Origin of the sequence: Salimicrobium humidisoli (genome assembly GCF_002295105.1) — a bacterium.
Classification (GTDB): Bacteria; Bacillota; Bacilli; order Bacillales; family Halobacillaceae; genus Salimicrobium; species Salimicrobium humidisoli.
This window is the reverse complement of the sequence record NZ_NSGH01000002.1, coordinates 97,753-115,203: the sequence shown is the minus strand read 5'-3', so window position 1 is coordinate 115,203 and position 17,451 is coordinate 97,753. Positions and strand designations below refer to the sequence as shown.

The window sequence follows — 17,451 nt, the reverse complement described above, 5'->3', positions numbered from 1 at the left end:
TTTTTCACCTCTTCAATTCAGTCTTTCGCCTATCCTTTACGGATGCTTGCTTATCAAAACTGACGCTTATCCACAATATCTTCGCAGCACGGAAGTACCTTTCTCCCTGCCCGGTTCGATAAATCAACCTCAGTTCCCGATACAAGAACGGGCCCAGTTCAACTGGCAGACCCCCCCTGTACAAACCCGACATACTTTTCGAATTATTTCTTGAGCATGTTTTCGTTCGGAAATTGAACTTGATTCACCCATTACCGTGACAGTGAAAAAAGCGGCTTTCTTCATCTGCACCTTTAAATATTATTAAGAATTATAGCAGAATCAACCTTATGATTCTATGGGGGAACAGATACCGTACTGATAAAGAAAAAACCACGTCCATGCAAAAAGCACGGCGTGGCTTCATCTTCTTATAGCAATTTACGCTTCTTGTGCTGCAGGGTATACGCTGACTTTTTTACGATCGCGACCGTAACGTTCGAATTTTACAACCCCGTCTGCTTTAGCGAAAAGTGTGTCATCGCCACCGATACCCACGTTTGTACCCGGGTAGATTTTAGTGCCGCGTTGACGGTAAAGAATGGAACCGCTCGTTACTGACTGGCCGTCAGCACGCTTAGCCCCAAGACGCTTACTCTCGGAGTCGCGTCCGTTTTTAGAGCTTCCCTGACCTTTTTTCTGGGAGAAAAATTGCAGATCTAGACGTAGCATGAATTCCACCTCCTTCAGTTTATGATTGTAATATATTGAGAATAATCCTGTTCGATAGTTCTCAGGGAAATAAGCAGCCCCTCCAGGAGGGTCAGTGCTTTTTCCTCTTCTTTATCTTTCCCGGTAAGAATGACTTTAAGGTAGCCACCTTCACCGCCCTGGACTATTTCCGGTTCGCAGTCTGCCACTTCCATCAATGCATTGGCTGCACCGAAAGAAACAGCCGATACTGCAGCACATACGAGATCATGTCCATAAGGACCGCTCTCTGCATGACCGGAAATTTCAAATCCGAGAATACGCTGGTCCGAGGAAAGAATTTTTGCTGTAATCATATCTTCAACCCTTACGCGTCGATTTTGTCGATAACGACTTTTGTATAAGGCTGACGATGACCCTGTTTACGCTTGTAGTTCTTCTTCGGCTTGTATTTGAACACGGTAATCTTTTTCTGACGACCATGCTTGGCTACTTTAGCCGTTACAGAAGCACCATCTACAAATGGAGCGCCTACTTTGGAGTTGTCTCCACCGACGAACAATACTTTGTCGAAAGTTACGGACTCCCCATCGGCAGCGTTCAGTTTCTCAACGTAGACTTCCTGGCCTTCTTCTACTTTAACCTGTTTTCCACCAGTTTCAATAATTGCGTACATACGTGCACCTCCTCATTAAACTAAGACTCGCCATCCAGGTACCACATTCATGGTTTATGACCTGTCCTGAGCGGTTGTAGCAGTGAAGTGCTACAAGATTAACAAACTAATGTTATCACAACCGGAAACCCCATGTCAATCAATCATCTGAATGACGGCTACTGCTATTGCGGGCCCTCTGTAAAGCCCGCAGTAAATTTTACTAAACCGGAAGTATAAAAGCAATGAAAAACGACAGAAATCAACTCCGGAAAATTCAAAGTCCGTGGCTCCGATCCTCACCCTAATCCATTAGGAATACTTCCGCCATTTCACCAGCACGTTTTTGAAAATCAGGTAAAGAAGCAGGAAGACTATCAGATTCACGAGTAACGCAGGGCCCAGTCGTTGAAGTATAAACTGCAGAAAATTTCCCTCAGCGACCTCGAGTGCAGAGTAGAACACGTACAAAAGAGTATCTGCGAACGAAACACCTGCAAGAACAAGCAGCGTTACGACCGGAAAATTGGTGTGGAAAAGTTTATTCAGCCCGTGTGTGGTATAAACCACTACCGCATAGACGAGCATATGTACTCCGATGACACCGGTATAGGCTACATCCATAAATAATCCCGCCACGAGGGCGTACCAGAGCGTCCGGTAAGTATCATTGGAATCATAGAAAAGACTCATAAGAAGAAGGAAAACAAGAGTCCATTGCGGGGTCATAACAGTCTCCCCCCGTATAAGGGAGCCGGAAAAAAGATTGACGATCGTTCCTTCCAGAACGATAAACAGCAGAACGAGGATTGAGAGTCTGACAGTTTTCATGAGTTTTCTTCCTGACTCTCTTTATCATTCTGATCGGAACGTCTGGTAATAATTACCTGGTTGACCTCATAAAGGTCAGCGGCCGGCTCAATATAAGCGGTTTTCGTCAATCCATATTCATCATTTTTCACTTCATCCACCGTGCCGATTTGGAGTCTGCTCGGGAAGACACCGCCGAGGCCGGTAGAGATAACTTTCTCCCCTTTTTTCAATTTCACGTCAAGATTTATACCGCCGAGCAGGAGTCGTCCTGACTCTTCATCATAACCCTCTACAAGGCCGAAGACATTATCTCCGTTTTTCTTCACTACCCAGGAAGAGATTTTGTTCGACGTATCAAATCCGCTCAACAATTTCACGGTAGAGTGAAAAGCGGCTGTAGACTGGATCTTACCGATAAGACCTTCCTTCGTGATTACGGCCATGTCTTTCTCGATTCCATGTTTGGAACCGCGGTTGATCGTAACCTGCTCAAACCATCTTTCCGGACTTCTCGCGATGACGCTTGCCTGGACCGGTGAATATTTCTCAAGACCTTCCGCCCGTTCCGTCGTCCCCCGAAGCTCTTCGATTTCTTCTTCCAGTTCCTGATTCTCTACAATCAGGCCTTCGTACTCTGCAAGTCTTTCCTTCAGCACTTCGTTCTGTTCGTATACCCGGAGCACATCCTGGAAAGTTTCAATGGAATTATCCACCCACTCCACCGGTGTATGGATGATGGACTGCAGCACTCCTGTGGTATCCAGTATAAACCTCTCGGGGGCCGAGATATTTTCTCTTTCCCTTATAGAAAAACCGATCAGTGTCACAAAAATAATAAAGGCTACAAGTACCAGTATAAGTATTTTTCTTCTAAAAAATGAAGGCATGGGCTCTCATTCCTAATCTCTTTGACTTTGGTCTGCGACGTTCGGACGGGATTTGAAATATTTCATATAGTCCAGGGAATGTCCGGTGCCTATAGCCACACAATCCAGAGGCTCATCAGCTATGAAGACGGGCAATCCCGTTTCTTCGCTGAGCACTCTGTCAAGCCCTTTGAGCAGCGCCCCGCCTCCGGTAAGGACGATTCCCCGTTCCATTATGTCGGCAGCCAGTTCCGGAGGAGTTTTCTCCAGCGTAGCCCGCACGGCTTCACCGATGGAAGAAATCGTTCCGGAGAGCGCCTCCGAAATTTCTTCCGGATACACGGTAATGGTTCTCGGGAAACCGGTCAGCAGATCTCTGCCTCTGATTTCCATCCCTTCTGTCTCTCCAAGGTTCATAGCTGCACCGATAGTGAATTTAATTTCCTCGGCCGTTCGCTCTCCCACCATCAGGTTATGAGTTTTACGGATGAAATTCGTGATCGCTTCATCCATTTCATCTCCGGCTATTCTTATGGACTGGCTGGTCACGATGCCGCCCAGAGACATGACCGCAACCTCCGTCGTTCCTCCGCCTATGTCGACAATCATACTGCCGGTAGGATCCCACACCGGCAGTCCTGCACCGATGGCTGCCGCAAAAGGTTCTTCGATTGTAAAAGCCTCTTTTGCGCCCGCCTGCTTTGTCGCATCGATAACAGCACGTTCTTCCACCGACGTGATTCCATAAGGAACACATATTATCACATTGGGCTTGCCCGCAAACGAAGAACCGTTTTTCAAAGACTTCTGCATGTAATACTTCACCATCTCTGTGGTCGTTTCGTAGTCCGCGATCACCCCGTCCCTCATCGGTCGTATAACTTTAATATTTTCAGGGGTCCGGCCTATCATGACGTACGCTTCCTGACCGATCGCTTCTATACTGCCGGTCCTTACATTTCTAGCTACTACGGAAGGTTCACGCATCACTACTCCTTTGTTCTTCATAAAAACGAGAGTATTAGCCGTGCCGAGATCAATACCTATATCTTTGGAAAGTCCAAAAAAACCCAATACTATCTTCCTTTCTGTAACACCATGGATAAGAACAAGCGCCAGATGTAAGGGAACCTTACATTATGGCGCTTCTCGTTTCACGCTTATTTAATTATAAGAGAAATCGAATAAAATAGATAGAGGTTGGCGGTTATAGATAGCCTTTTTCTTTTAAAGAAATAAACGTGCCATCTCCTATTATTAAGTGGTCAAGCATTTCTATTCCGATGATTTTACCGCACTCAGCAATCCGTTTGGTTACCTGTATATCTTCTCTTGAAGGCGCGACGTTTTATCAAGAGTAAACTATTAAAAATCCATTAAAATCAATACTTTCACTTTGAGAACATGTATTTAAAGTAAATAACAATTAAAGCCTGTATCTTAGTTATCACTTGAGATACAGGCTTTTTATTTATTCGTTCATATAATTAAACAGTTTGCCTAAAAAATCATCGCTAATGGTTAATTGATACTGTTTTTCAACGAGATTTCGAAGTTCCATAACGAGAAGCAAAGAGTTCTTATAGGCTTCATATAGTTCTAATTCATTTAATCGGGCAGTAGTCTTTTTAAACTTTTCATAGTTTTCAGGACTAATTTCTTTTTCAAGATTCTTTGTCATATTAAACCAATTATCGGCATTTTCTTCCGCAATTCGAATGAGTTGTAGTATATTTTTTTGTAATTGAGATAAAAGTTCCAGTGAACGTGCATTTTCCCCTCTTTTAAGAACATTAATCCCCATTAACCATAGGTTGGAAAAATTATTCAATAAAAAATTTACGTTTTCTTCTGTAAGTCTATTTGGTCCCGGACCTTCCAACTCTGATAAATACAATTCTAGTTGTCCTGTTTCATCATAAATAAACATTGCTTTTGTGTCAGGAATGTAGCCTGATTCTTTGAATGAAGGAATAATATTCATTTCGTTTTCGGAAAGGAAATGAAATTCACCACGTATTAGATTTTCAAAAATTACTACTTCCGTACCGTACTCATTTTGATAGAGTAAAGTGTAGGAAGCGACTTCATTTAGCCATTTTGCTGAATCAAAGGTGGAAATTGTATCATCTTTTAGAAAAACGTAATATTCTATATCAGAGTATTGATCTCCCTCTCCTTTTGTAAAAGAGCCATACATCATACAAGCAGATATTCGTTCATCTGACTGGACAAGTTCCTTAACCCTTGCCATTAGTTCCTTTTGTTTTAACAATTCGATTCCTTCTTTCTTTATTTTGATTCAGGGAGAAATAAAAAATCCTCCCAAATAATGTTGGAAGGATTAGTCATGTCACTTTTTAAGGACTCAAATAAAACTATTTAGCCTTTTTAGCTATTCAGTCTTACATTTATTTAGTATATGGAAAAATGGGCAGACTAATCCTAAGTTTTTAAACTGAAATATACTATTTCATTTGTTAAAAATTAGATTAGTTCTTCATTGTCCACCCATCTCTCCTTTCGATTAATAGTATATTAATTTTAACACTTCAAAGTTCAAAGCACAAGTTGGTGAAACTCATAGATTAACTATTCTCTAATGTACAAATCTCCGTATAATTTTTGGATCTGGTTCCTTAATCTTATATTTTCCTCTTCTAATTCCTTTACTCTTGTTTTTAAGGTTTTAATAAGGACTTCTTCAGAACGGGAGCTTTTCTTGGGTTTTGATATTACATTTTCTGTTTTTTGCTGTTTTCGGAGAGATTCAATCCTTTGCCTAATATCATGTTCCTTATAAAGCCATGATTTAGAAACATTAGCTTCCTTTGCAACTGTGTTAAAATTAATAGTCTTACCTTCAAGCGATAGTTTAGAGATAACCTTGTCTACATTTTCTCTAGTCCGCCTGGACTTTTGCTTTGCCAAACGCACAATTTCCTCTGTATTTCGTACCTGTTTAACCATCTAACTAATCCCCTTCAGGCTGCCAATTATTTGCTCTAGTCGCTCTTTAACACGGTTATTAGTCTCTATTTGCCTTTGCCATTGCTTTTCCTTAGCGACTGCCAATAACTCCTCAGTACGATTTAACTGTTCCTCATGCTGCGATAAAAACTGCTTACTTGTACAAAAATGAGTACAATCTAAACAAGCATTGGCGTGTGGACAAGAACCTGCTATTACTGGTAATCGGCAATAACCATTTGGAAGAACTTGTGCATTAATATTTTTCTTGAACCATTGAAGATCAACATCATCGACTTCATTGTCATTATCTAACTCAATTATATCTCCATTATTAGTTACCAGTTTTTCTTTGAATTTTGTAAATTCAGCTTTAAGGGTTTCATCAAAAATATGAGCATATCTGCTTGTCATTTCAGGACTTTCATGACCCAAAAACTTTTGTACAATATGCTGCGGTACTCCGTTATTAATCATTCTTGTTCCTACTGTATGGCGAAAGGCATGGGCATGGAATCTATAAATCTCGCCTGATTTATCGACTATTTTTTGCTCATAAGCTAATTTGTTTAACTCGTCTCTAAATGTTTCTTGTTTTAATGGCGATCCATCTTTTCTTGGAAAGAGGTATTCACTATCTGGAAACTCCCATGAAACTTTATCTTCCCGAACTTTAATCAATAAAGCTACCTCTTTTGATATTGGAACTATATGCTCCTTTTTCATTTTCCATTGATAATACTTTAAAAAGTAATCTCCATCTTTGTCCTCTAATAGACAACCTTTTTTCAAGGTGCACAATTCGCTTATCCTCATCCCACATTCTTGGACTATCATAGTCATCGTAGCTATATATTCGGGTAATTTATCAAGATGACTGTTCAATTGCTCCAGAACGTATTCATCTATAAAACGAGGTTTTGCTCTCGGTATTTTGGGATAGTCTTCTGGATAGATTAACACCTTGGAAGGAATATCATTCCATTCTAGCCTTAGAAGGGTACTAAATAGTCCTTCCAATATAGAGATCCTCCCATTTATTGTGCTAGGCTTTATCCCCATCATATTTAATTCGCTTAAATATGCTTCAATTTCCATTCTCGTTAATTGGTTTATTCTCTGAACGTGTTTAAAATTCATGTCCAAGAAATTAAAGAACTCTTTAAGTTTTTGGGCGATATCACATACATAGGAAAAGCTATCCGTATTTAATCTCAATTTACAATATCTTTTTACGAGTTGTTTAAAATACGTATTGCGAACCCCTTTAAAGTTAATTACATATTCATATTGTGTCGGATTAACCTTATCATCTGGCAAAGGTAACTTACGTCTATCCCAAATGTCTTTATCCCACTCCTCCCCATCAAAATAAAAGTCCTCATAAAACTCCATAAATTGTTTTAGATTAGTAACATAGTAAGAATTAGCTTTTACAGGTGTTTTTTCTTGATTAGCAGTAATCTTATAATTAGTAGTAGTAATTCTAACACCCTGTTTTGTCAAATATGTTCTATACTCCGTCATTGCTTTTTCAATAGGAACTTCAGTAATTGAAGTAATGCTGGGATACTTTAAATCTAAAAAATCTAACATTTTATTAATTACTGTTCCTTTTCTAATCCAGACAGTTTTTGCATTCCATATTCCATTGTTTAAATGGTAAAAATAAAAATATTTCAATTCTGTTCTTAACCACAGATTTTTAACACGTTCAAAACGAACCCAACGATTTCTTAAAGCAGGATTCTTACTTAATTCTATGGCAGAAGGATGTGGACATTTTCTTATATCCCAACTATTATTAGCCCAAAACCCTTGCATTTCTTCATTCATTACAGCTATTTTTTTGCTGATCTCACTCTGACTGATAATTTTCCTTTTACTAGAAGCATTCATTTCTTATGCTCCTTTCTCTCAAGGTATTTATTAAACTCATTTTTCATATCCTGATCTGAAAGATGAACATAGGTATTTAACGTTGTCTGAACATGTGCGTGACCTAATCTCTTTTGAATGAACGCAACATCCCATCCTTCCCTAATTAGCTGCGTTGCGTGAGTGTGGCGAAGCATATGCGATGTAAATTCTATTCCAGTCCTTTTAACTATTCTTCTAACTAGATCAAGAACACTTTGGTACTTTAGTGGTTTCCCAAAATAGCCTTCTTTTAAGGAAATAAAAACATAATCATGCTCCAATTCCTCACTATACTCATATACCAAGTAATCTGTATAAAGTGACATCAGTTCTTTACTCACATGTATTGTTCTTTCCTTCCTTAATTTAATATAAGCTTCATTTACATTAACATCTCTAGGTGTTAAATGGATTTGATTGTCCCAAGTGGCAATATCTTCAAGCCTAAGCGATAACACTTCACCGATTCTTAAACCACCCTCATACATAAGCATTAAAATTAATTTATCTCTTTTCGTATGACAAGCATCAATAATTTGCTTAACTTCCTCTGATGTCAATGTTCTTATCTGTTTCTTTTTAACCCTTAACTTTAAGACATTCTTTTGGTATCTACCCTTATTAACGTGATGTAAAAATCCTTTGAAATTTCTTCCCTTTGCTTGTTTAAATACATCAATTGATTTAAATTCTCCTAATCTACTTAAATAATCAAGAAAACTCATAACGGCATTTAAAATTGTATTCACTGTCGTTTCTTCTCTTATGGCTTCTTTTGACTGAAGATCAATTACATTTGTTGCTGTTGGATATCTCAACCAACCTACGAAGTCTGCTAACAACTCAAAGTTAATATCATTAAGAATAACGCCTCTCTGTTCCATGAACTCATACAGCAACTTTAAATGATAGCAGTATGCTTTAATGGTATTTGGAGACTTACCAGTGTTATCTAAGTATTTAATAAATTTCATTACTGGTTCAATTAGCTGGTATTCTTTATCTAGTAATAAATACAATGGATACGGCTTATTCTCCACTTCTATCCTTTGAACCCTCACACGCTCCCCCCTCTTTAAACACTTTAAGTACTACAAATTATAAACCTTGTTAATTTGTATTTAAAGTAAAATCTCCCTTTAACATCTCCTCCTAAACTACTTTAACTACTATTATTTATTATACTATGGTTAAAGGATCGCCGGAGGGGTGGTTGTGTACGCATACAATAGAAGCAGCCGACCTCTTCACCGCTTCTTTGAATACTTCCCGCGGGTGGACTATGGAACTGTTCAGGCTCCCGACGAATACAGTGCGCCTGGCCAGGACGCGGTTTTTGACATCGAGAAAAAGGGCTACGAAATGTTCCTGTTTTAAATGTTTCATTTCTTCCATTACGTATTCTGCTCCATCTTCCGGACTCCGGATCAGATAACCTTCTTCTCTTTTTTCGCGATACACTCTTTTCCCTAACTCGATAGCTGCGATGACCTGCATCGCTTTCGCAGCCCCGATGCCCCTGATAGCCGTCAGATCTTCCACAGTCGCTTCCCTGAGTCCATCCACACCCTGCAGAGACACGAGAATTTCTCTTGACAGACTTTCTATCGGCATCCCTTTCGTTCCTTTGGAAAGCAGCACAGCCAGCAGTTCTCTTACTGTGAGCCGTTCTGCTCCGTACATAAGCATCTTTTCTCTTGACCCCTGTTCTCTCGTATGAATAACTTTTTCCAAATCAGTTCTCCTTTAAGACAATTCTTCTCCGTGCACGGCTAAGTATCGTCATTATACCCGAGCGTGCATTTTCAGGAAAAGAACCGTAAATGAAATAACCCGACATCTATTCCGGAAAAATTGAAAAAAGCTCAGATGAAATGACTATTACTTTACCGGCAGGCAGAGAATATAAAAAACGTATCTACATTTAGCTTTTTATCACGTTTATTTTGAAGACGACCAGCAACTTCCATGTATGTGGCTCAGAAATGTCCAAGATACCATTCTATTAATGGTGTTCCATAAAAGTTGGTCACACAGGCGCCCGTTAAAATAAAAGGCGCAAACGGTACAGGCTGTCTGCCGGAAATCACTTTCGTTATAATAAGCATTCCGCCTGTAAGCGCTCCAAGTGAAGAGGAAATCAGGAATATAAGGAAAAGTTTCTCCACGCCCATCATGAAACCGAGCAGACCGAATAATTTCATGTCTCCTCCGCCCATCCCCCCTCTGCTGAGGAGGATGATCCCGGCCGTAACACCTGCTCCGACTCCTCCGCCTATTACCTGCGACCAGTATGAGATGGGAGGATCTATGAGGAAATAAAGCATGTAGCAGAGAGAGAATGTAATCAGAACAGAGGAGGGAAGTATCATGCTGGTTATATCCGAAACGATGAAAATGTGCGTGAGAGCACCGAGTAAGAGGGAATAAATAAGAGGGGGAGTGAAACCGTGGTACAGAAAAGCGAAAGAGAAGTACGCACCCGAGAAAAGCTCCATTGCAGGATACATCAGGGAGATGTGGGCCCGGCAGCCGCTGCATTTTCCCCGTAAAAACAGCCAGGACAACAGCGGTATCAGTTCATACCAATGCAGATCTTTACAGCAATGCGGGCAGTAGGAACGTGAGTGTGCAAACAGGGACTTTGCGGGGGCACGCAATCCGACTACATTAAAAAATGAACCAAAAACCAGACCTAAAACGAAAAAGACAGCCGTCATGTATTCACCTTTCTTCCATCTGTATTCAGCATCCCGGTCATTCTTGAATGAATTTTCAAAAATTTCAAGTGCTATACCCAGTATAGGGAACCTTCCGTCACTCGTCCACTGTTATATGTATGAACCGGGGAGAGATTCATCTCCCTCCCCGGTTCTTCCTTACGTATACATTTTCCTTACTTCCGATATAAAATAAAGCGAACCGGTCCAGAGGATCACATCCCCGGCATCTGCCGAATTCAATACACTCCGGTACGCCTCTTCCGGATTCATAAAGTAGGGGATGTCGCTGTTCATATTACAATAATCTTCTTTCTTCAATGATTTCGGAAAATCGAAAGAAACGGTGGCGAGGGAAGCCGCTGTTTTCTTCAGCATCCCGAGCATTTCTGCAGCCGGTTTCCCTTCAACGGCTCCATATATAACATGTATTCTTCTATCTTTGTACAGCTCCTCCACCGTTTCCACCAGAGCTTCTGTTCCTTCGTAATTATGGGCACCATCGAGAAGCGTCAATGGATTCCGGGAGACGATTTCCATTCTTCCGGGCCAAGTCGTTTCTTTCAGCGCTTTCCCGTATAGACTGCGGCTTATCTTCCATCCGAGCTCCTTCAACACTTCCACCGTCGTAACGGCGAGAGCTGCATTTCTTTTCTGGTGCGCTCCGAGCATCGACAGCTCATACGTGTCTTCATGCCGGAAATTATATATAAACTGCTGCTCCGCTTCTTTCTGTACCACAGAGAAATCTTTTTCCAGTTCATATAAAGGTGCATGAAGCTTCAGTGAGGTTTCTTTAATTACTTTTTTCGCCTCCTGATTCCTCACCCCGCTGACTACGGGGACGTGACTTTTAATGATCCCTGCTTTCTGGGCGGCAATTTCCCCGTAACTGTGCCCGAGTATATCCTGATGATCCAACCCGATATTCGTAATGACAGACAGAAGAGGGGCTACAATGTTCGTCGAATCGTAAAGCCCCCCGAGACCTGTTTCAATAATAGCTATATCGACATTTTTTTCCTGAAAGTATAAAAAGCTCATGACCGTTATAACTTCGAACTCTGTAGGTTCCCCTCCCGGCAAAGAGGACGCCTCTTCCACAAGCGGTTTCACTTTATATATAAGACGGATCAGCTCCTCATCGGTGATCGCTTCTCCGTTCAGACTTATCCTTTCATTAAAATGAGTGATATAGGGGGAAGTGAACGTACCTACGGAATACCCCTGTTCGATCAATAGATATTTTAAAAATGATGTTGTCGATCCTTTCCCGTTTGTTCCTGCTATGTGTACGATCGGCACAGCTTTCTCGGGGTGCCCCAGTTTTTCCGCCAGCCATTCCATCCTTTCCAGTCCGGGCTTGATTTTGAACTTGCTCCGGCCATGGATCCATTCCAGTGCTTCTTCTTTATTCATTTTTACACCTCACCTGCAACCGTGTAACTTTTCATGAAAAAAGGCACCTGCCTGGCGGTGCCCCTTTTCCCTTCTAAGCTTTAAGTTCTTCGATACGTGCTTCCACTTTGGCACGCTTATCCAGATAGTCTGCTTCTTTTTCTTTCTCGGCCTCCACTACGTGAGCCGGAGCTTTGGAAACGAATTTCTCGTTGGACAGCTTCCCTTGCACGCGTTTTACTTCTTCTTCCCACTTTTTCCGTTCTTTCTCAAGACGGGCAATTTCATCCTCTATATTCATCAGGCCTTCGAGAGGAAGGTAAAGAGAAGCACCTGTAACGACAGCAGACATTGCCTTACCGGGAGCTTCGACTTCAGTATCGATGGTAAGCTCGCTCGGATTACAGAATTTCTCCAGATAATCACGGTTCATTTCAAGCTCCCCGACGACTTCCCGGCTCTCCGCCTGAATAAGCAATTTAATCTGTTTCGACATCGGAGTGTCCACTTCCGCGCGAATGTTGCGTACTGCCCGGATGATGGATACGAGCCTCTCCATTTCTGTAACAGCCTGACGATTATTTAATGATTCATCAGCCTGCGGCCATTTACTCACCGTGATGGAAGGTCCTTCATGAGGAAGGTGCTGCCAAATCTCTTCTGTGATAAAAGGCATGAATGGATGAAGCATGCGCATAATACGGTCAAGTGTGTATGCCAGGACCGAACGGGTGGTGTGAATCCGCTCTTCATTCTCACTGTAGAGAGGTAGTTTGGCCATTTCGATATACCAGTCGCAGAAATCATCCCAGATAAAGTTGTAAAGGTGCCGCCCTGCTTCACCGAAATCGTACCCGTCCACGTTTTTCGTCACCTTCTCGATGGTTTCGTTGAGTCTGGTCAAAATCCATTCGTCCGCGACTGTCCTGTTTTTCGTAATATCGATGTCCTCCACGCGCAGGTCACCCATATTCATCAGCGCAAAGCGTGAAGCGTTCCATATTTTATTCGCAAAGTTCCAGGTGGACTCCACTTTTTCCCAGGTGAAACGCATGTCCTGTCCCGGGGAAGAGCTGGTGGAAAGGAGGTAACGGAGTGAATCCGCTCCATACTTATCAATAACATCCATCGGATCCACGCCGTTTCCGAGAGATTTACTCATCTTACGTCCTTCTCCGTCACGGACGAGGCCGTGGATAAGGACATCTTCAAAAGGACGCCGGTCTGTGAACTCGATCGACTGGAAAATCATGCGGCTGACCCAGAAGAAAATGATGTCATAACCGGTTACGAGGGCGTTCGTAGGGAAATAGCGCTTAAAGTCCTCGCTCTCTTCATCCGGCCAACCCATAGTGGAAAAAGGCCACAACGCAGAAGAAAACCATGTATCAAGGACATCCGCGTCCTGTTCCCATTCTCCTTCATTCTCCGGAGCTTCTTTTCCTACATAAATTTCCCCGGTCTCTTTATGGTACCATGCGGGAATCCGGTGACCCCACCACAGCTGACGGGAAATACACCAGTCTCTGATATTCTCCATCCAGTTCAAATACGTTTTTTCAAACCGATCCGGTACGAAGTTGACTTTATCATCTGTCTTTTGCTGCGCCACTGCGGCTTCTGCGAGCGGTCCCATGTCGACGAACCACTGTGTGGATAAATAAGGTTCCACGACAGCACCGCTCCGCTCGGAGTGACCGACCGAATGCATATGCTCTTCAATTTCAGTCAACACACCCTGCTCCTGCAGATCTTTCACCAGCTGTTTACGGCAGTCGAACCGGTCCATCCCTTCATAGACTCCGGCATTTTCGTTCATCGTCCCGTCTTCATTCATAATCAGAACACGTTCGAGGTTATGACGGTTGCCGATTTCAAAATCATTCGGATCGTGGGCAGGGGTGATCTTAACAGCCCCGGAACCGAACTCTCTGTCTACATAATCGTCCGCCACAATCTCCAGTTCCCTTCCGATGATCGGGAGGACCGCTTTCTTCCCGATAAGATGCGCGTAACGCTCATCTTCCGGGTGTACAGCGATAGCCGTATCGCCAAGCATCGTTTCCGGCCGTGTCGTAGCAATGGAAATCGATCCCTCTTCGCCCTTCAACGGATAGCTCATGTGGTAGAACGCTCCCTGCACCTCTTTATATTCCACCTCTATATCGGATAAAGCCGTCTGGGTAGCAGGGTCCCAGTTGATGATATACTCTCCCCTGTATATCAGATCCTTTTCATAGAGACGTACAAACACTTCCTTCACCGCATCCGAAAGTCCGCTGTCCAGGGTGAAACGTTCACGGGAGTAATCGAGACCGAGTCCCATCTTTTCCCACTGGGACCGGATAAAATCGGCATACTCCCCCTTCCATTCCCAGGACTTCTCGAGAAACTTTTCCCGGCCGAGATCATAGCGGGAAGTACCCTGTTCTTTCAGTTTCGCTTCCACTTTTGCCTGGGTGGCTATTCCGGCGTGGTCCATTCCGGGCAGCCATAAAACGTCGTAGCCCTGCATTCTTTTCACCCGGGTGATAATATCCTGCAGCGTCGTGTCCCAGGCGTGCCCAAGGTGTAATTTACCGGTAACGTTCGGCGGCGGAATTACGACTGTATACGGTTCTTTTTCACCCGTTCCTTCCGCTTCGAAATATTTTCCTTCAAGCCAGAACTGATAGCGGTCTTTCTCCACTTCTGTCGGGTCATATTTGGTCGACATTTCAATATCTTTCATTATTCATCCTCCTCTTGTCCATACAAAAGACCCTTTCCTCCAGCTAAGGACGAAAGGGTCTTTTCCGTGGTACCACCTTAATTTACAGATATATTCTGTACTCTTCGTTCGGTTATAACGGTCCGCGTCCGGCTTTTCCTACTGGATCAAGTTCAGAAAAGCTGCTAATAGAGCTACCTTCCGTCTACAGTGGTTTAGAAAACTTTCAGCGTTTGTTTTCCTCTCTTAAAACGTATAGACATACTCTTCTCCATCATGGCAATTTCTTTATCCTGTTTCTCTTTTAATTGTATAGAACAGCTCCCATGCCGTCAACGAAAATATCCAGGGACCGGGCCGACTTCTGATCCACTTCCACTCTGTAACAATAAACGGGACAGCCTCCGCAGAGACTGCCCCGATCAGATGATTACAACTTTTTGAATACCTTTTTCACTGCGCTGACCGTCTTCTCAATGTCCTCGTCCGTGTGGGCCGCTGATAAAAATAGGCCTTCGAACTGGGAAGGAGGAAGGAAAATACCTTCTTCGATCATCCCGCGGTAATACTTCGCGAAACGTTCCGTATCGGAATTACCCGCTGTTTCAAAATTAGTGACATCGTTATCGTTGAAAAATACCCCGACCATAGAACCGGCACGGTTGATGGCAAGCGGTATATCGTTTTCGTCCGCCGCCTCACGGAAACCTTCGACCAGACGATCCACTTTCTTTTCGATCGTTCCGTAGGTGTCTTCAGTCATTTGACGAAGTGTCTCATAACCGGCCGTCATCGCAAGCGGATTACCGGAGAGCGTGCCTGCCTGATATACTTTTCCGACAGGAGCTATCGTTTCCATGATTTCACGTTTACCGCCGTAAGCCCCGACCGGCAGACCACCGCCGATCACTTTTCCGAGACAGGTCATATCCGGTGTTACACCGAAGTGTCCCTGAGCACTATTATAACCTACACGGAAACCGCTCATGACTTCATCGAAGATAAGCACTGTTCCATGCTCCTCCGTAATTTCACGCAGCCCCTGGAGGAAACCGTTCTCCGGCGGTACGACTCCCATATTGCCGGACACAGGCTCCACGATTACAGCGGCAAGTTCGTCCCCATACTGTTCGAAAGCATAACGTACGCTTTCAAGATCGTTGTATGGAACGGTAATCGTATTTTCGGCTACCGATTTAGGAACTCCGGGGGAATCAGGAAGGCCGAGAGTCGCTACCCCCGAACCCGCCTTAATCAATAAGGAATCTCCGTGCCCATGGTAGTTCCCTTCGAATTTAAGTATTTTATCTCTACCCGTATAACCCCTCGCCGCTCGCAGAGCACTCATGGTAGCTTCTGTGCCGGAGTTGACCATGCGCATCATCTCAATGGAAGGTACCCGGTCGATGACCAGCTTGGCAAGCTTGTTCTCAATAACCGTAGGAGTACCGAAACTGGTACCTTTCGCAACCATCTTCTGCAGTGCGCTCACTACCTGCTCGTCGGCGTGGCCGAGAATGAGAGGCCCCCAGCTGAGTACATAATCGATATATTCGTTACCATCGATATCGGTAATTTTAGACCCTTTCCCTTCTTCCATGAACAGGGCGTCCATGTTCACGGAATTAAAGGCACGTACAGGAGAGTTGACCCCTCCCGGCATTATTTCTTTCGCTGTTTTGAATTCGGAAATAGAGTTATCAAACCTTTTCATTATGACACCTTCCTTCATTTATTCTTTCAGCCATCTTGCCATATCTTTTGCGTGATACGTTACGATAAGATCGGCTCCGGCCCGTTTCATGGATAAGAGCTTCTCCGTTACGATAGCTTTCTCATCGACCCATCCCTGGCTGGCAGCTGCTTTGATCATGGAATATTCTCCGCTCACATTATATGCAACAAGCGGAACATCCGTCTCTTCCCTCGTATCTCTCAGTATATCCATATAGCTGAGGGCTGGTTTTATAATGAGAAAATCGGCTCCTTCTTCAAGATCCGACTTGACTTCCCGTTTTGCTTCCAGCCGGTTCGCAGGGTCCATCTGGTACGTATCCCTGTCCCCGAACTGCGGCGTGCTGTGGGCAGCATCCCGGAAAGGGCCGTAGAAAGCGGAAGAGTATTTGACGGCGTATGACATAATCGGTATTTGAGGGAAGCCGGACTCATCCAGAGCTTTCCTGATATACGTCACGAAACCATCCATCATATTAGAAGGCGCAATAATGTCTGCTCCCGCTTCCGCCTGAGTCACTGCCGTTTTAGCAAGAAGTTCAAGTGAGGTATCATTCTCGATCACTCCGCCGTTCACGACTCCACAGTGCCCGTGATCGGTGTACTGACAAAGACAGGTGTCTGCAACCACTGTCAGCTGCGGAGCATAGTCTTTGATGAAGCGTATCGATTTCTGGACGATGCCCTCATCGTTATAGGCTTCTTTTCCGTAAGGATCTTTGACCTCCGGAACTCCAAAAATGATGACGGAAGTGAGTCCAAGCTCTATAATTTCGTCGAGCTCTGTTTTCAGATTGTTATAAGCAACCTGATAAACGCCGGGCATAGACCCTACGTCGTTATTTTCCGTCGCCCCTTCAACAACAAATAAGGGAAATATAAAATCTTCAGGGTGCAGGTGAGTCTCCCGTACCATCGACCGAAGAGAAGCCGACTGTCTCAATCTTCTATGTCTTTTAAATTCATTCGCCATCA

At 43.3% G+C, this 17,451-nt stretch carries 16 protein-coding genes, 1 pseudogene and 2 other annotated features; all 17 genes and pseudogenes read right to left on the bottom strand.

What is annotated here, in order from left to right; translation table 11 throughout:
• Positions 1-420: 420 nt before the first annotated feature.
• Positions 421-711 (bottom strand): 50S ribosomal protein L27, encoded by a 291-nt coding sequence (gene rpmA / locus CKW00_RS01905; RefSeq protein ID WP_008588663.1) that lies wholly within the window; start codon positions 709-711, stop codon positions 421-423.
• Between the two features lie 14 nt (positions 712-725).
• Entirely contained in the window at positions 726-1,046 is a 321-nt protein-coding gene (locus CKW00_RS01900; RefSeq protein WP_095821129.1) for a ribosomal-processing cysteine protease Prp, read from the bottom strand.
• 11 nt (positions 1,047-1,057) lie between these two features.
• The gene (rplU, locus tag CKW00_RS01895; protein WP_095821128.1) at positions 1,058-1,366 is read right to left on the bottom strand and encodes a 50S ribosomal protein L21; all 309 of its coding nucleotides are present in this window, start codon (positions 1,364-1,366) and stop codon (positions 1,058-1,060) included.
• Between the two features lie 13 nt (positions 1,367-1,379).
• Positions 1,380-1,452, bottom strand: a sequence feature (ribosomal protein L21 leader region).
• A 205-nt stretch (positions 1,453-1,657) separates the two neighbouring features.
• Positions 1,658-2,176, bottom strand: coding sequence for a rod shape-determining protein MreD (gene mreD, locus CKW00_RS01890; protein WP_095821127.1), 519 nt, complete (start codon positions 2,174-2,176; stop codon positions 1,658-1,660).
• Entirely contained in the window at positions 2,173-3,045 is an 873-nt protein-coding gene (gene mreC / locus CKW00_RS01885; protein WP_095821126.1) for a rod shape-determining protein MreC, read from the bottom strand. Before mreC ends, mreD begins: the two co-directional genes overlap by 4 nt.
• A 12-nt stretch (positions 3,046-3,057) precedes the next feature.
• Positions 3,058-4,098, bottom strand: coding sequence for a rod shape-determining protein (locus CKW00_RS01880; protein WP_095821125.1), 1,041 nt, complete (start codon positions 4,096-4,098; stop codon positions 3,058-3,060).
• 133 nt (positions 4,099-4,231) lie between these two features.
• Positions 4,232-4,363: pseudogene (locus tag CKW00_RS01875) on the bottom strand (JAB domain-containing protein); the annotation flags it as partial.
• A gap of 132 nt (positions 4,364-4,495) precedes the next feature.
• On the bottom strand, positions 4,496-5,299 hold the full coding sequence (gene lnu(G), locus CKW00_RS01870; RefSeq protein WP_002333496.1) for a lincosamide nucleotidyltransferase Lnu(G): 804 nt from the start codon (positions 5,297-5,299) through the stop codon (positions 4,496-4,498).
• A 317-nt stretch (positions 5,300-5,616) separates the two neighbouring features.
• Positions 5,617-5,994 (bottom strand): DUF6262 family protein, encoded by a 378-nt coding sequence (locus tag CKW00_RS01865; protein ID WP_002333497.1) that lies wholly within the window; start codon positions 5,992-5,994, stop codon positions 5,617-5,619.
• On the bottom strand, positions 5,995-7,893 hold the full coding sequence (locus CKW00_RS01860; RefSeq protein ID WP_002333498.1) for a tyrosine-type recombinase/integrase: 1,899 nt from the start codon (positions 7,891-7,893) through the stop codon (positions 5,995-5,997). It abuts the gene before it with no gap.
• The gene (locus CKW00_RS01855) at positions 7,890-8,975 is read right to left on the bottom strand and encodes a tyrosine-type recombinase/integrase (RefSeq protein WP_002333499.1); all 1,086 of its coding nucleotides are present in this window, start codon (positions 8,973-8,975) and stop codon (positions 7,890-7,892) included. The genes CKW00_RS01860 and CKW00_RS01855 overlap by 4 nt, the downstream gene beginning before the upstream one ends.
• Positions 8,976-9,093: 118 nt before the next feature.
• Positions 9,094-9,648 carry a RadC family protein gene (radC, locus tag CKW00_RS01850; RefSeq protein ID WP_233129691.1) on the bottom strand — a complete coding sequence of 185 codons (555 nt, stop codon included), beginning with the start codon at positions 9,646-9,648 and terminating at the stop codon, positions 9,094-9,096.
• 245 nt (positions 9,649-9,893) lie between these two features.
• The gene (locus CKW00_RS01845; RefSeq protein WP_095821124.1) at positions 9,894-10,634 is read right to left on the bottom strand and encodes a prepilin peptidase; all 741 of its coding nucleotides are present in this window, start codon (positions 10,632-10,634) and stop codon (positions 9,894-9,896) included.
• A 159-nt stretch (positions 10,635-10,793) separates the two neighbouring features.
• On the bottom strand, positions 10,794-12,053 hold the full coding sequence (locus tag CKW00_RS01840; protein ID WP_095821123.1) for a bifunctional folylpolyglutamate synthase/dihydrofolate synthase: 1,260 nt from the start codon (positions 12,051-12,053) through the stop codon (positions 10,794-10,796).
• 73 nt (positions 12,054-12,126) lie between these two features.
• Positions 12,127-14,763, bottom strand: coding sequence for a valine--tRNA ligase (locus CKW00_RS01835; RefSeq protein ID WP_095821122.1), 2,637 nt, complete (start codon positions 14,761-14,763; stop codon positions 12,127-12,129).
• A gap of 42 nt (positions 14,764-14,805) precedes the next feature.
• Positions 14,806-15,029 (bottom strand) — a binding site (T-box leader).
• A 143-nt stretch (positions 15,030-15,172) separates the two neighbouring features.
• Complete coding sequence (gene hemL, locus CKW00_RS01830) at positions 15,173-16,456, bottom strand: glutamate-1-semialdehyde 2,1-aminomutase (RefSeq protein ID WP_095821121.1); 1,284 nt, start codon at positions 16,454-16,456, stop codon at positions 15,173-15,175.
• Between the two features lie 18 nt (positions 16,457-16,474).
• Complete coding sequence (hemB, locus tag CKW00_RS01825) at positions 16,475-17,449, bottom strand: porphobilinogen synthase (RefSeq protein WP_198951612.1); 975 nt, start codon at positions 17,447-17,449, stop codon at positions 16,475-16,477.
• Positions 17,450-17,451 lie beyond the last annotated feature (2 nt).

Coding starts and splice junctions, on each gene's coding strand:
- rpmA (WP_008588663.1), bottom strand. CDS start 711: ATGCTACGTCTAGATCTGCAATTTTTCTCCCAGAAAAAAGGTCAGGGA.
- CKW00_RS01900 (WP_095821129.1), bottom strand. CDS start 1,046: ATGATTACAGCAAAAATTCTTTCCTCGGACCAGCGTATTCTCGGATTT.
- rplU (WP_095821128.1), bottom strand. CDS start 1,366: ATGTACGCAATTATTGAAACTGGTGGAAAACAGGTTAAAGTAGAAGAA.
- mreD (WP_095821127.1), bottom strand. CDS start 2,176: ATGAAAACTGTCAGACTCTCAATCCTCGTTCTGCTGTTTATCGTTCTG.
- mreC (WP_095821126.1), bottom strand. CDS start 3,045: ATGCCTTCATTTTTTAGAAGAAAAATACTTATACTGGTACTTGTAGCC.
- CKW00_RS01865 (WP_002333497.1), bottom strand. CDS start 5,994: ATGGTTAAACAGGTACGAAATACAGAGGAAATTGTGCGTTTGGCAAAG.
- CKW00_RS01860 (WP_002333498.1), bottom strand. CDS start 7,893: ATGAATGCTTCTAGTAAAAGGAAAATTATCAGTCAGAGTGAGATCAGC.
- CKW00_RS01845 (WP_095821124.1), bottom strand. CDS start 10,634: ATGACGGCTGTCTTTTTCGTTTTAGGTCTGGTTTTTGGTTCATTTTTT.
- CKW00_RS01840 (WP_095821123.1), bottom strand. CDS start 12,053: ATGAATAAAGAAGAAGCACTGGAATGGATCCATGGCCGGAGCAAGTTC.
- CKW00_RS01835 (WP_095821122.1), bottom strand. CDS start 14,763: ATGAAAGATATTGAAATGTCGACCAAATATGACCCGACAGAAGTGGAG.
- hemL (WP_095821121.1), bottom strand. CDS start 16,456: ATGAAAAGGTTTGATAACTCTATTTCCGAATTCAAAACAGCGAAAGAA.
- hemB (WP_198951612.1), bottom strand. CDS start 17,449: ATGGCGAATGAATTTAAAAGACATAGAAGATTGAGACAGTCGGCTTCT.